Consider the following 13,809-nt stretch of genomic DNA (forward strand, 5'->3'; position numbering starts at 1 on the left):
CCGGCTGCCAGAACTGTCAGTCTAGCCAGCGTCGAAAAATCATTGTGAAGAATATCAAATAATTGATTCGAAACATTTTAGCAGTAGTGGCACAAGGCGTGCTTAATCCGGGTTAAGGAATTCGTTCCGTCCCACTCAATGTTTTATGACTGATGCAAAGGATGAATAAAGTGAACAAGTTTTTGCCTGGATTACGCCTGGTTTTATTGGCCCTGACGTTGGCTCTGTTGGCGGGAAATGCCGTTTCCGCAACCCTAATCGACGATTTTTCCGATTTTCAAGCCATCGATAACGGTAGCGACGGCCCGTTGCCGATTTCCGGTTCGGATTTAAGCGGAATTACCCGTACCTTGGTTGCAACCCCGTTCGTTAACGGCGATACCTCCGAAGTGGTGGTTGAAGCCGGTCTTCTGACGGTCAGTAACGGTACGAACGGCGGTTTCGCCAGCGTGTTATACAGCTTTGACACGATCGATTTGGCATCGCTGGCCGGTGCATTCGTGCTTGCCACCGAATTTATGGATCTGAGCCACCAAGTGCAGTTGATTGCCAACGGCAGTTCGATATTCGGATTTACCGATTTGGGACTGGGCCAACACATCATCGCCTTCAGCCAGTTTTCCGATGCCAGTGTGTTCGGCCATCTGACTAGCCTGGAACTCAAATTCCAGGGTACCGACGCCTGGGATGCACAGTTTAGATTGTTGGCTACCAATGGCAATAGCGTGCCCGAGCCTTCGGTTATCGCGCTGTTAGCGATCGGTTTGTTGGCTCGCGGCTTCGGTTCGCCGAAAAAAACGTTGTCGGCCAAAGCGTGAAGTAGCAATCCATTCTCAGTGTAATGTTAGGACAATCGACCATGTTTATGAAAACCTTGAAATCCAGCACGCAAGCTTTAGCGCTGCTCTGTTCGCTGTCTATCTCGCCGTTCGCAAACGCCAGCGTTTTAACGATCGATAACTTTAGCCATGCTCAGACGGCGATTGATCGGGGCAATTCGGTCGGTAGTCCGACTACCGTCAACCAATTGACCGGTACCGATTTGACCAATGCCTCGCGCACCTTTATTGCCTTAGCCAGCGGTACGACCTACGCCAATAAGGAAGAAATCGTTTCGGGCGGCAATGTGCTGAAAATTACCAACGGCGGCACCTCGGCCGGTACCGCGTCCATCGTTTGGAATTTCGATCCGGTTAATTTTACTGCTCACGGCAATGCGATTTTGTTGGAGATTTTAAGTATCGATTTGGGCGTTGAAGTCGAGATGGTCGCCAATGGCACTTCGTCTAGCGGCGTGAAAAGTTTCAGCGGACCGGGAAATTTTTGGTTGGGGTTCGACGCATTCAGCAATCCTGCCGTGTTTTCCAGCGTAAATAGTTTTCGCCTGAACTTTTCCGGCCCGGCGGCTTGGGACGGACAATTCCGGGTATTGGCAACCACTACTCCGGTGCCGTTGCCCCCGGCATTCTTGCTGATGGGTTCCGCACTGTTGGGCGCGCTAGGCATTCGCCGCATTAAATCCCGCTAACTCGATGCGGCCACGGACCAGACCCGGCAACCGCCGGGTCTGGTTTTTTATTGCCCGAAACCGGCCGGCCAAACAAGTCGGGATTTTGTACTACTGCGGCCGTATATCCAGGCGCTATCGGTTTAAGACTGGACAACGGCTGTTTGCGCGGTAACTTCTCCGTTGAGCATGGCGCTGCCTTGCTGGGCATTTAATCGAACAACAACTTCGCTGCTTGCCGGCGTTAGAGGGGAAATAAGTATGGGACCGTATTACCGAGCGACATCGCAAACCACCGGCGCGTTTTTCGACACTTTCTACCAACATCCGATTTTGATGTTGCTGTTGGTTGCCGGCGTGGTCGGACTTGGCCTCTGGTTTTGGAAAAAAACAGATAAGCCGTCCGCTTAGCTCGCTATCGAGAATAGCGGTTTGCCGGCAAAGCCAGCCATATTGCGGACGATGGCAACTAAGTCATTGATCAGGAGCGTTTTCTGTTGCTGTTGCGCCAAAAATAAAACAACGCCAGTCCGGTTGCCAGCCCCAGCAACGCTAGCATGAATCTCGGTTCGGCCACCTGCAGCGCACGGTTGTCATCTTTGAATTTGAATTTGGTCAAAACACCTAAAGCAGGGTCGCTGACATCGATAGCGATCGATTTTGCCGGCAGGTTGAGTAGCTGAAGCTCGCTGCCGTCGAACGGTTTGTTGTTGCGGGTATCGGTACTGACCATGCCCGGATACAACGGAGTTTGGGCCAATTTTGCGGCATTGAGTTTGCCGGCAAGTTCTTGCTCCAGTTCCTGGGTGGTCTTGCCGTCGGTTTTTATCTTGATCGGATTTTGGCCGTCGATCGCGATCGAAATTTCGCCTTGGGAGGCGGTTTGCGCTTTTTTCGAGGTGAAATCGTCCAAATATTCCACGTCGGCGGTATAGACCAGATCAACAGCCACCTGCACGCCGTCGGCACTAAAAGTTTTGTCGGCAAGCTCGTAATTCAAAGCCTGATTGGAGTAATCGCGGAATGTGATGTTGGTTAGCGAGTAGCCGGCTTTGTTGGCGATAACCAGCTCCGGCTGGTCCTTGGGTTGGATAACAGTTACGCCGCGCCAGTTCGGATCGAGTTGGACCATGCCGTCCTTCATTGCGGTCCAAATTTTTTTGGCGACGTAAGCTTGCGGATTATCGTGGTCCAATTTCGAGGCATTCAAGAAACTCAAGCCGGTGGAGCGGTACAACTCGCCGTCGTCGATGCGCCATTCCACTGTATAAGAAAACAGGGAATCGCTGGCACGGCGCGGAATGCCGGTGTGGATGCGTAATTTATCCTGATCGGCTGCCGTAGTCGCCGCCAAGGCGGGCTGGAATTGAGCTATGCAGGCCGGCAAGGACAGAGTCAGCATCAGCGAATGGATCAGTTTGCGTTTCATTTCAATTCCGGACCGTGGCGTTCAAAATATCAACGTTAGCACAAGCCGGCGGAAAAGGCATACTGCACTGGTTGTAGGGGTAATCCGGATCACTCCGCACCTGGAAATGCCGTTCAGCCGAATCCTTCATCCGACTGCAGCGCCTGCAATTCGGCGGGCGTGTTGATATTGGCAAAAGCCTCGGGTTCGGCGGAGAAATCGACTTCGATCAAGGCGTGGCGCCGGAACCAAGCTTGCAATTTACGCTCTCCGCGCTGCAAGTAGTCCTGTAAATCGTCTTGTAAATGGCTCCGCATGGCCGAGAACACCGGATGTAAACGTTCGCCGTCGAAAGCTATCGCGACGTCGGCGCTGCTGCTGCACAAGGCCTGCAGCAGCTTTTGAAAATGTTCGGTGCGGACGAAAGGAGAATCGCACGGCGCGGTCAGAAAAACGTGCGCTGGTGCAGTTTGCAATGCGGCCAGAATGCCGGCCAACGGGCCGTCGAAATTGGGGCTGGCGTCGCTGATGACCGGGTAGCCGAAGCCGCGGTATAGTTCCTGGTTACGGTTGGCGCTGATCACCAACGTGTCGGTAAGCGGCGCTAACGCCGCCAGCGCATAGCTGACCAGCGGCCGGTTGTTGAACAAAATCAGGCCTTTGTCTTGCTGATGCATCCGCCGCGCCAAGCCGCCGGCCAGCACCACGCCGCTTACTTTGTTTTGCCCGTTCATGATGGTAAGCTTTGCCGATGTTTAATAGAGCCGTCATTTTGGCAAGCTTACCGCTGATTGCAAGCTGCGCCGGTCCCGCACTGCACACCGAGACGGTAACCTATTACCAGGTCGAGACCGGCAAACCTTATGACGAGGTGCTGGCCGAATTGCAGGTGGCGATTGCCGAGCATAACTTTCGGATCACCGGCCATAGCCGGGTCGGCAAGGTGATTCGCGAACGCGGCGCCGAGAATTTTCCCGAATACGACACGCTACAATTTTGCAATTTGACCTTGGCGAAAACGGTACTGGACATCACGCCGCACGCCATCGCTTACATGCCGTGTAATGTCGTCACCTATCAGTTCGAGGGCAAAACCATCGTGCGTACCCATTTGTTGCCGGAAGATACCGACAATCCGGCGCTGAACAAATTTGCCAGCGAAATGAACCCACAATTGAAGCAAATTGTCGATTTCGCCGCCGAACAGTAACTTTTTAACTACAACGAAACAGCCAGCACCATGAAAAACTTTTTGATCCCGATGCTCAGCGCCTTGGTTTTACTTAGCGGTTGCGCCGTCACCGAAGAGAGCGCCAAACCGGATGCCGAAGCAGCTGCCGCCGAGCCTGCGCCAATGGTCAACGACTACCCGACTCGCGACCGCGTTGATTATGTTTTGGAATGCGTCGCCAAACACGGCGGCTTGACCTACATCAGCCAGTACGCCTGCGGCTGCAAGATCGACAAGATCGCCGAGAAATTGAGTTTCGCCGAATACGAAGCGGCCAGAACCTTCAGCCAGATGCAGAAAACCGCCGGAGAAGCGGGCGCCGCGTTCCGCGACCCTAAGCAATCCAAGGATTTGCGCAGCCGCTTGAAGGAAGCGGAAGCCGAAGCCGAGAAAGCTTGTTTCGTCAAATAAACGGCTCCGCCACTACAGGGCTCTAGCGCCGCTAAAGCCCTTTTGATTTGCCACAATTTTCACGTTGCCTTTTTCGGCATGTCAGGCCTGTCGATCATGTTCAATACTTCCGCGATCCAATACCCTAAATTCAAATTGGCGATTCTGGCATTGCTGGCGCTGAATGCCGTAATTTACGGCTTTACCGATACGCTGACCAGTTTTACCGATGCCTTGGTCTGGCTGGTGTTACTGGTGATTTACGAACTGGAAGCGAATAACGTCGAGTTGCCGCTGGGCGAAACAGCGATGCGCCATTTGCGCAGCAGTTTGATCGTGGTGATCGGTTTGGTTTTCGGTAGTTATTGGCGCGACAACGAATGGCTGGATATCGCCAACTCCGCGCTTTGGTTTGGATTGATTGCCATCTTGGAAACCGAAGTCCGCTGGCCGGACTACGTACGCCGCCACGAGCGGCTGTTTTGGCTGGCGACGATTGCCACTTTTGCCGGTCTGCTGGCGATGGCCGGAATTTGGTTGGCGCGCGGCGCCTGGTTGGACGGCTACGATGCGCTGTTATGGATAGTCGCGTTCGGCTTTATAGAAGTGGATATCTTTCATCTGTTAAAACGTAAGCACGCGGTATAGCCCGGCATGGCCAAGCGCTTGGGCGTATTAGCCTTCCTATTGGCGCCGTTACTGCTAAAAGGCCTATTCGTCGATCGTTTCATCTACGAATACACTGGCACCCGTTTCTTGGGATGGGCTCGGGTGTTGGCCAACGATGCAGTGGTCTATGCGGTATTGCTGTTGCTGCTGTACCTGTCTTGCTGGCCAGGTGTCCGGCGTGTCGTTTCGGCGATCTTACGTTTGCTGGCATTGGTCTTGTTCGGGATTTACTGGATCGATTATTTGGTTATCGCCAATTTCGATACCCATTTGGCCGTCGGCGATGCGATCAAATACGCCGGCTATTCGCATAAGTACATTCAGCAAATTTACGGATTGCCGGATTGGGCCTTGTGGGGAATCTTGCTGATACTGTTGGCTGCGATTGCCGCGTTGGTCTCGGTACCTTACCGCCTTCCCGCCGAACGCAACCGCAAACTGCCGCTGTTTGCTATCGCCGGGCTGCCGTTAATTTCCGGTTTCACCGACAACGACGTTTACGCCCACGCCTGGATTTATAAAAACGTTTTCGATTACAACCTGACCATACGTTCCGAGGCTGAGCCGTACAGCGCCGAGTTTATCCGCGGCTTTCGCTACGACGAAGCGCAAAGTTGCCATGCCGAGCCGGCGCAAACCAAAAACATTGTGATTCTGATGGTGGAATCGCTGTCCGCCTACCAAAGCCGCTACTTTTCCGGGATTCGTGATTGGACGCCGCAACTCGATGCCATTGCCGCAAACCATCTGGCGTTTCGTAACTTCTATGCGAACGGGTTCATCACCGAAGACGGCGAAATCGCCCTGTTGACCGGCTTGCCGCCGATCTATTCGCCGTCGAGCTATTCCGACGGCGGCAGCGCGTCTTTCGCCGGATTTTACGCTGTCGAACAATCGTTGCCGCATCGGCTAAAAGCGCGCGGCTACCGCAGCGAATTTTTGACCAGCGCCGATCTCGAATTCGGTAATACCGGAGTCTGGGCCAACAGTATCGGCTTCGATTACGTCGAGGGCCACGACCATCCCGATTATGCGGGTTGGGAACGGTTTCATTTTCGCGCCGCGCCCGACGAAGCTCTTTACCTTCGGGCGCTGGATAGAATCGCCAAGGCTGGACACCAACCGTTGCTGTTGTTCATCAAAACCGTCAGCACCCACCATCCTTATCTCGATCCGGAAACCAAACAAAAATCGGAAGAGGCCGCGTTTCGCTATGCGGACAAACAATTGGGTCATTTCTATCAGCGATTACAAGACGCCGGTTTTTTTCGCCACGGCATGCTGCTGATCGTCGGTGACCACCATTCGATGACGCCGTTGAAACAGGAAGAAGCCGCACACTTCGGCCATTACAGAGCCTCGGCCAAAGTGCCGCTGCTGGCGGTGTCCGCTAGCGGGCACGCAGACGAGGACCGGCAATTTCAACAGACCGATGTGTTCAATACTTTGCAAGGCATGGTCGAGGGCAGGCAATGCAGCAGTGCTTGGCAAGGCGTGTTGTGGGGCGAGCATGCCGCGCCGCCGCGCTTTATCGCCCACCGCCGCGGCGACAATCGCGATAAGGTCAGCGTATTCAGCGACGACGGCGACTATCTGGTGAAACTGGACGGCGACGCTACCCGGCTCGGTAGCGAGCTGTCTGAGCCCGCATTGAGCCGTATGCTGGTCGATAAGATCAATGCCTTGCGCATCGCTCGGCTCAATTGGCTGGCAAAATCCGCCGAAACGTCAAATTGATCCGCGCTTGTTTGATTTGCCGGGTTTTCGGCAGTTCGTGGCGCCAATGGTGTTGCAGCGTGCCGGCCATAACCAGCAAATCGCCATGGGCTAATTCGATATCCAGCCGCTGTTTGCTGCGGTTGTGGCGCAGGCGGAACAGGCGGCTATCGCCGAAGCTGAGCGAGGCAATCAACGGATTGGCGCCCAGTTCCGGCTCGTTATCGGCATGGCAGCCCATCGAATCGCGGCCGTTGCGGTATAAATTGGCCAACACGCTATTGAAGCGATGCTGACAAACCGATTCCAGGTCGGCTTTTATCGCCAATAAGGCTCCGCTCCAAGGCAGCGGAGCGTGGCCGACGCCGGAATAGCGGTAATGGGCGTCCGAGTCGCCGTACCAAGCCATCAGCCGCGGCACTGTCAGCAAGCGGCCGAAGATTTGGATTTGCTCGGTTTGCCATGCCAGACCGTGTAGCAGATCTTGAAAATAACGATCGGCGGTATTGCTCGAGTAAAAGCCGCGCAACAGGTAGAGTTCGCCATCGCACGGCGCCAGATTTTCGGCAGGGGCCGGTATTGCGGCGCTGAGCTGGCCAAGCATGCGCTGAGCGAATCCCTGCTCAGGCCACCAGCAAAATGATCAATTGCGCGGCTATGATGCGCAAAATCATCACCAGCGGATACACCGTCGCATAAGCCATCGACACCGCAGCCGACGGGCTTAAATTGTTGGCGAAGGCCAGCGCCGGCGGATCGGTCATGCTGCCGGCCAACAGCCCGCACAGCGACAGGAAATTCAATTTATAGAAGACGCGGCCGACTGCAGCGACGATCAATAGCGGTAGCAGCGTAATCAGTGCGGCGCAGGCCATCCAGTAAAAGCCGTCGCCCTTGACCAGGGTTTCGACAAATTGGTCGCCGGAATGCAGCCCGACGCAGGCTAAAAACAGCACGATGCCGATGTCTTTCAAGATGATGTTGGAACTTTTCGGCAGATGCCAAGTCATCGCGCCCCAATTACCGATCCGGCTGAGCATGATCGCCACCAGCAAAGGTCCGCCGGCCATGCCCAGTTTGACCGCGGACGGGATGCCGGGCAGATATAGCGGAAAACTGCCCAACAACACGCCCAGCGAGATGCCGATAAAGATCGGCATGATTTGCGGGTGGTCCAGTTCCTCCAGCGAATTGCCCAACGCTTTTTCGATGCTGGTCAGCGCATCCTGGCTGCCGACCACGTGCAACTCGTCACCGAATTGCACATGCACGTGGCTGGTCGGCGAAAATTCGACGTCCGGCCGGTGAATCCGTGAAATAGTTACGCCGTACAGCAGGCAGAGGTTGCCGATGGTTTCATTGATCGCCGCCTTGTTGGTGACCACTAAGCGTTTGCTGTGCAGATTGGTGGCGATTTGTTTCAGGTCGATATCCGATTCCGGGCCGATCAGGATTTTCAACTGCTCCAGCGGTTCGCGCTCGCCGACCAGTCGAATCGTGTCGCCCAGCGCCAGGCGGCTGTCCTGGCCGGCGACGTCGACTTGGCCGTTATGCAGAATTCGGGTCATGACGACGTTCATGCCTTCGAAAAACGGAATCTGACTCAGCATCAACCCGTTCAGGTTGGGGTTCTCGACTTTCAAATCCTTCCAGATCGGCACGTGCGCTTGCTGCTGCTGGTTGTCGTCGAATAGTTTGGCTTCTTGGGCGATATCGATCTTGAACAGGCGTTTGTTCAACAGCATCGCCAGAATGATTCCGGCTATGCCGAACGGATAGGCCACGGCGTAACCCAAGCCCGGCATTTTCAGGGTCTCCGGGCCGATATTGGGTAAAGTGTCCAAGACTTGCTGAGCCGCAGCCAGCGATGGCGTGTTGGTCGTCGCCCCGGAAAACAGGCCCACCGCGACCGGCATCGGAATGTCGCCGACGATGCTGATCAGTACCGCTATCAACGCTCCCAGTAAAACCACGGCGGCGGCCAGCCCGTTCAAGCGCAGGCCGTAACGGAAAAAGGCGCTGACGAAGCTGGGGCCGACCTGCAAACCGATGGCATAAACGAACAGTACCAAGCCGAACTCGCGCAGGAAGTGCATGACTTCCGGGTTAATGCTGAGATGAAAATGGCCGAAGATCAGGCCGGAGAACAACACGCCGGCGATGCCGAGCTGAATGCCGGCCAGCGACAGGCGGCCCAGCACCAGGCCGCTAGCGACTACCAGACTGATGATCAGCAATGTGTGCGGTACGGAATCTTGATTGAAAAGCGATAGCAACCAGGACATGGCCTATTCCTTAGGGATGGGGTTTACGGGATTTTAGGTTTGCTTACTTAAAACGGCCTGACTATGATGAGTCTTCCCCGCCGGTGCGAAAGCGCTGATCGGATTGTACAACAAGCCAACCAAGGGTGATCGGGATGAACAATAACTACTACAACATCAAATTAATCGTCATGCTGGGGTTGTTTGCCGCCGGAGCGAATGCGGCGGATATCAATGCCGGTAAAGCCAAGGCGGCGGTTTGCCAGGGTTGCCACGGCAGCGCCGGCGTCAGTAACAGCCCGCAGTGGCCTAGTTTGGCCGGGCAAAGCGCAATCTATATCGAAAGCCAATTGAACAAATTTAAGTCGGGGCAGCGTGAAAACGAAGTGATGAAGCCGATTGCGGCCGGTTTATCTGAAGCCGACATGCAGAATCTGGCGGCTTACTACGCCAGTTTGCCCGGCAAGTCGGCCGGCGGCGGTGTTGACGCCACGCTGATCGGCCAGGGTAAGGAAAAAGCCGGCATGTGCCTGGGCTGCCACGGCAATAACGCGCAGGGAACCGGAATGGTGCCCAAACTCGCCGGCCAGCAGCCGCAATATTTGGCCAAGCAACTGGCCGACTTCAAGAAAGGTGCGCGCAAGGCGCCGCAAATGAACGCGATGGCGCAATCGTTGAGCGACGACGATATCAAAGCGTTGGCCGCTTACTTGGGCTCGTTGTAGCCGCGATCCGCCGTCGCCACTCGTTTACCGGCGCATTAGTGGTAGGGAGGAGGTGGCGGCGAGCCGGGCGGTGGCGGCGGAATCCTTGGTGGAGTAACGCTTTGCGCAGGGGATTGATAAGAAAACTCCCCGGATACCGGGACCTTGTGGCCTTTGCCGTACATACACTGAACGTAGGCATTGTCGTAGTTTTGCTGGGTGGCATAGCCGGCGCGGCGGGCTTCGCCGCTGCCGGCGATGGTCCCCGCCATTAATCCGCTACCGGCGCCTATCGCGGCACCGCTGCCACCGCCCAAAGCCGCGCCGGCAGCGGCGCCGACTGCCGTACCGACGGCGGCGCTGCCAATCTGACTATCCGCGCTGGCTTGATTCGGTGTGACGCCAACTTGCCCGGCTGCGTACTGTTGGCAAAGGTAATCGTCCTGGCGAAATTGCTCGAACGACATGCCGCTGCCGGGCAAGGCCATCACGCTCGGTCCGGAAGGCATGTGGGCGCAGCCGCCGCTTAGCAAAGCGACGCCGACCAAGCCGATAACGCTGTTACGTTTCATGAAGCGCCTCCACTCAGTTCGGCGGCGTTGGCGTGACTTGGCGCCAGCCGCCGGGGCATTGGTTGACGTAAGGGTAATAGCCCGCCGGATTGTCGCAGTAATACCAATAGCCTTCCGGCAAGGGTGCGCTGGGCGTGGCCGGACGTTCGCGCTCGATGTAAACCGGCGGTTGCGCCGGAACCGTAATGATTTCCCGTGGGTAGTACGGGTAGTATGGATAGGCAGGGTAGTAAGGGTAGGGCGGAAAATACGGTCTCGGAAACAATGGTACCCCCAAGTAAAATCCGAAGCCGGGATTAAAGTGGCGGCCGAAACCGTGTGCGCGGTGGTGGTGAGGGCCGGCGCTCGCAGCGAACGCCAACGCTATCAGTATTGCGCCTGCCGCTAGCCGACGCCGGAATCCGAAATTGCGCATAGCCATAAATACCTCAACTGGGTTGCCGACTGGGGAACGGGATATCGATCGTGACGCGCAAACCGCCGCTATCGCGATTTTCGGCGCCGATCCGGCCGCCGTGCGCTTCGATCGCGCGTTGGGCGATGGTCAGGCCCAGGCCGGTGCTTTGAGCCTTGGCCGGTTTGCCGCTGCGGAAAAACGGCTGAAATATAGCCGCCAAGTCGCGATCGGGAACCCCCGGCCCCATATCGTCCACGCAGATTCTTAAGCGCGCATTATTGCGCTCGAAATCGGCGGTTAACGACACTCGGCCGTCGCGGCGACAGTGCTGTACCGCGTTGCGGAGTATGTTTTCGACGGCTCGGTGCAGCAATTCGGGCAGGCAATAGCCGCGGGCATCGCCGATACCGGCATAGTCCAGCAAAATTCCGTTTCGCTGCGCTTCGAAGCCGACGTCCTCGACGATATCCGCCAACAGATCGGCGATATTTACCGATTCGAAGCTCCGTTTGTCGACTCCGGCTTCCAGTCTCGACAACATTAGCAGTTCGCCGACCAAGTCGCTGATGCGTTGCGACTCGCGCTCTATGCGCTCCAATGTGTTCGGCAACTTTTCCGGTTGCTGCTGGGCCAGGCCGATCGCCGCTTGAATCCGGGCCAGCGGCGAGCGTAATTCGTGCGACACGTCGTGCAGCAAATGTTGCTGGGCGCCGACCAAATTGCCGATTTGCTTGGCCATGTGGTCGAAATCCCGTCCCAAATCGCTTAATTCGTCGCGGCGCCGGCCCATGCCCAGGCCGATGCGGGTATCCAGCCGGCCTTGGGCCACGGCTTGAAAGGCATTGCGCAGATTGCGGATCGGTTTGGCGAAGTACCACGCCAGCAGCGCGCTAAAAACCAGACTGGCGACGCTGCCGGCCAGCAGCGGTGCAATGGGCGACGCCGGCGTGCGCGGCGGCGGGCGGCGATTGTCGCGGTCGGGCGGCGGGCGTTGGCCGGGGCCAGCCAAGCCTAGCAGCTCCGGCGGATTGGGCGGCAGGGCCATTCTTAAATTGTCGGCGAAGCCGTTTTCCGGCGACGGTACGAATAACAGATAACGGCGGCCGTCATCGGCAGATACCATGCGGATCGCGTCCGGATACTTGCCTTCCGCGTACAAGGTCCGCGCTTGTTGCAAAATCTCGGCCGAGACTTCGCGGCCCAACAGTTCCCGGTCTTGTTCATCTACTGCGTAAATCGGCGGAAACCGTTCCTGGCGCAAAGCATGGATGAAATCGCGCAAACCGGCGACGCCGCTGCGCGGCAACAAACTGGCGGCAACGCTGACCATCGAAGCGATATGCCTGACGTTGATACCATTCGGTTGATCGGCGCGTTCCGCTTGTTGCTGCGATTCCCGCAGCCAGAAAATGGTGCCGACGCCGATGCCCGCCGTCAGCCAGGCCAGCCAGAACGCGAAAAAAAACTTCCAGAACAAGCGGCCCATCTTAATCCTTAATCAGTTGGTAGCCTTGGCCGCGCACGGTTTGGATGTAGGAGCGGCCGTCGGCCTGGCTGCCCAGTTTCTGCCGAATGCTGCTCATGTGCACGTCTATGCTGCGGTCGAAGCGGGCCAGCGGTCGGCCCAAGGCCTTTTCCGACAAGGTTTGTTTGCTGACCACCTGGCCGGCATAGTGGGCCAGAGTCTCCAGCAAATTGAATTCGGTGCTGGTCAGTTCCAAGGTCTGCTCAAACCATGTCGCTTTACGTTTTTCGCTCCAGATTTGCAGCGGACCAGCGAGAATCGGCCCTTGCTGGCGAGACGTTGCAGCTGATTGGGTTCGGCGCAAAATCGCTCGGATCCGTGCGACCAGTTCGCGTGGCGTACAAGGTTTCGGTACGTAATCGTCGGCGCCGGATTCCAGGCCGATGATCCGATCCACATCGTCGCCTTTGGCGGTGAACATCAGTACCGGTACCCGGCTTTCTAATCGGATTCGCGCCAGGATTTCGGTGCCCTTGATGTCCGGTAGCATGATGTCGAGGATAACCAGTTGGTGTTTGCCGGATAGCGCCTGTTGCAGGCCGGCATGGCCGGTCATGGCGATATCGACTGCGAAGCCTTCCTGTTGCAAGTATTCGCTGAACAGGCCGGCCAATTCCTCATCGTCGTCGATAATCAACACTTTGTTCATCTGCTTGACCTCCACCAAAATTCGATAAGGCATCATAGCGGTTGCCGGCTTAGCTCCGCCAACCGCTTTTACTTGATTTTACTTTGCGCTAACGGCAGTTAACTCCCTGTTTGCAATACTGGATTCCGGCAAAAAGCTAACCGGCTTTGCCGTTTTTCCCTGTATTTAACTGAAGGAGTTGCCATGAAAAAGTTGTTATTGATTGTAGGGCTGTTACCGCTTGCCGTTGCCGCCGGCCCCCGCCACGGCGAACCTCGCTGCGATGGCGGCCCGCATCCTGCTCGCCACGGCGAATTTGCCGCCGGCGAGCATTTGCCGCATTTCTTACGGTCGTTGAATCTGAGCGATGCGCAACGGGCGGAGATCAAAAGTTTGTTGCAGACCCGGTTTAGTCAGGGCAAAGACAAGATGGACCGGGGCAGGGCGATGCACGATGAGTTGCGTAAGCTCAGTTTTTCCGCCGACTTTAGCGAAGAAAGAAGCCTGGACCTAATCGAAAAGTCGTTGGATTTTCACAAACAAGCCGTTTTGGACAAGGCCAAACTCGACAACCAGCTGTATAAGCTGTTGAACTCTGAACAACAGCAAAAGTTAAGAGCCGAACTGGAAAAATCCGAACATTGAAAGGCATTGCTAATTGCCCACGATCCTCGGCAAGGCATTTTGGTATCGGAACCGTTGGATTGAATGCCGGTTCGCGCCGGGTTATCGGGACTGGCGGTTCGGGGTTGCCGGTGTGCACCATTTCGGAAAATTGTTAATGACCAAACAAGCATA

General features: G+C 56.1%; 17 protein-coding genes. 9 read left to right on the forward strand and 8 right to left on the reverse strand.

Annotated features, from left to right (window positions below):
* The first annotated feature begins 170 nt into the window (after positions 1-170).
* From NP603_RS15345 to NP603_RS15355, 3 genes are all read left to right on the forward strand, one after another.
* Positions 171-818, forward strand: coding sequence for a PEP-CTERM sorting domain-containing protein (locus NP603_RS15345; RefSeq protein ID WP_256611810.1), 648 nt, complete (start codon positions 171-173; stop codon positions 816-818).
* A 41-nt stretch (positions 819-859) separates the two neighbouring features.
* Positions 860-1,528 carry a hypothetical protein gene (locus NP603_RS15350; protein WP_256611811.1) on the forward strand — a complete coding sequence of 223 codons (669 nt, stop codon included), beginning with the start codon at positions 860-862 and terminating at the stop codon, positions 1,526-1,528.
* Positions 1,529-1,690: 162 nt separating this feature from the next.
* Positions 1,691-1,918 carry a hypothetical protein gene (locus NP603_RS15355; protein WP_256611812.1) on the forward strand — a complete coding sequence of 76 codons (228 nt, stop codon included), beginning with the start codon at positions 1,691-1,693 and terminating at the stop codon, positions 1,916-1,918.
* 70 nt (positions 1,919-1,988) lie between these two features.
* Here NP603_RS15355 and NP603_RS15360 read toward each other — a convergent pair whose 3' ends face one another.
* Both NP603_RS15360 and mobA read right to left on the reverse strand, forming a co-directional pair.
* On the reverse strand, positions 1,989-2,936 hold the full coding sequence (locus NP603_RS15360) for a hypothetical protein (protein ID WP_256611813.1): 948 nt from the start codon (positions 2,934-2,936) through the stop codon (positions 1,989-1,991).
* Between the two features lie 113 nt (positions 2,937-3,049).
* The gene (gene mobA, locus NP603_RS15365) at positions 3,050-3,649 is read right to left on the reverse strand and encodes a molybdenum cofactor guanylyltransferase MobA (protein ID WP_256611814.1); all 600 of its coding nucleotides are present in this window, start codon (positions 3,647-3,649) and stop codon (positions 3,050-3,052) included.
* Positions 3,650-3,666: 17 nt separating this feature from the next.
* Between mobA and NP603_RS15370 the strand changes: the two genes are divergently transcribed.
* The 4 genes from NP603_RS15370 to NP603_RS15385 all read left to right on the forward strand — a co-directional run bounded on the left by NP603_RS15370 (position 3,667) and on the right by NP603_RS15385 (position 6,942).
* Positions 3,667-4,125 (forward strand): DUF302 domain-containing protein, encoded by a 459-nt coding sequence (locus NP603_RS15370; RefSeq protein ID WP_256611815.1) that lies wholly within the window; start codon positions 3,667-3,669, stop codon positions 4,123-4,125.
* Between the two features lie 30 nt (positions 4,126-4,155).
* A complete protein-coding gene (locus NP603_RS15375; protein WP_256611816.1) occupies positions 4,156-4,557 on the forward strand; it encodes a hypothetical protein in 402 nt (133 codons plus the stop codon).
* A gap of 96 nt (positions 4,558-4,653) precedes the next feature.
* On the forward strand, positions 4,654-5,184 hold the full coding sequence (locus NP603_RS15380) for a hypothetical protein (RefSeq protein ID WP_256611818.1): 531 nt from the start codon (positions 4,654-4,656) through the stop codon (positions 5,182-5,184).
* A gap of 6 nt (positions 5,185-5,190) precedes the next feature.
* Complete coding sequence (locus NP603_RS15385) at positions 5,191-6,942, forward strand: LTA synthase family protein (RefSeq protein ID WP_256611820.1); 1,752 nt, start codon at positions 5,191-5,193, stop codon at positions 6,940-6,942.
* Here NP603_RS15385 and NP603_RS15390 read toward each other — a convergent pair.
* Both NP603_RS15390 and NP603_RS15395 read right to left on the reverse strand, forming a co-directional pair.
* Entirely contained in the window at positions 6,905-7,525 is a 621-nt protein-coding gene (locus NP603_RS15390) for an alpha-ketoglutarate-dependent dioxygenase AlkB family protein (protein ID WP_256611821.1), read from the reverse strand. The genes NP603_RS15385 and NP603_RS15390 overlap by 38 nt on opposite strands.
* A 19-nt stretch (positions 7,526-7,544) precedes the next feature.
* Positions 7,545-9,206, reverse strand: coding sequence for a putative transporter (locus NP603_RS15395; RefSeq protein ID WP_256611822.1), 1,662 nt, complete (start codon positions 9,204-9,206; stop codon positions 7,545-7,547).
* Between the two features lie 134 nt (positions 9,207-9,340).
* Here NP603_RS15395 and NP603_RS15400 point away from each other — a divergent pair, with 134 nt between their 5' ends.
* Positions 9,341-9,910, forward strand: a complete 570-nt coding sequence (locus tag NP603_RS15400; RefSeq protein ID WP_256611823.1) for a c-type cytochrome — start codon at positions 9,341-9,343, stop codon at positions 9,908-9,910.
* 35 nt (positions 9,911-9,945) lie between these two features.
* On the opposite strand, the gene NP603_RS15405 is transcribed toward NP603_RS15400, so the two are convergent.
* The 4 genes from NP603_RS15405 to NP603_RS15420 all read right to left on the reverse strand — a co-directional run bounded on the left by NP603_RS15405 (position 9,946) and on the right by NP603_RS15420 (position 13,068).
* Positions 9,946-10,461, reverse strand: coding sequence for a glycine zipper family protein (locus NP603_RS15405; protein ID WP_256611824.1), 516 nt, complete (start codon positions 10,459-10,461; stop codon positions 9,946-9,948).
* 13 nt (positions 10,462-10,474) lie between these two features.
* Positions 10,475-10,726 carry a hypothetical protein gene (locus NP603_RS15410; RefSeq protein ID WP_256611825.1) on the reverse strand — a complete coding sequence of 84 codons (252 nt, stop codon included), beginning with the start codon at positions 10,724-10,726 and terminating at the stop codon, positions 10,475-10,477.
* Positions 10,727-10,889: 163 nt separating this feature from the next.
* A complete protein-coding gene (locus NP603_RS15415; RefSeq protein WP_256611826.1) occupies positions 10,890-12,344 on the reverse strand; it encodes an ATP-binding protein in 1,455 nt (484 codons plus the stop codon).
* Position 12,345: 1 nt separating this feature from the next.
* Entirely contained in the window at positions 12,346-13,068 is a 723-nt protein-coding gene (locus NP603_RS15420; RefSeq protein WP_371928875.1) for a response regulator, read from the reverse strand.
* A 147-nt stretch (positions 13,069-13,215) separates the two neighbouring features.
* Here NP603_RS15420 and NP603_RS15425 point away from each other — a divergent pair, with 147 nt between their 5' ends.
* Positions 13,216-13,656, forward strand: coding sequence for a Spy/CpxP family protein refolding chaperone (locus NP603_RS15425; RefSeq protein WP_256611827.1), 441 nt, complete (start codon positions 13,216-13,218; stop codon positions 13,654-13,656).
* Positions 13,657-13,809: the final 153 nt, after the last annotated feature.

Source organism: Methylomonas aurea (assembly GCF_024505045.1).
GTDB classification, from domain to species: domain Bacteria; phylum Pseudomonadota; class Gammaproteobacteria; order Methylococcales; family Methylomonadaceae; genus Methylomonas; species Methylomonas aurea.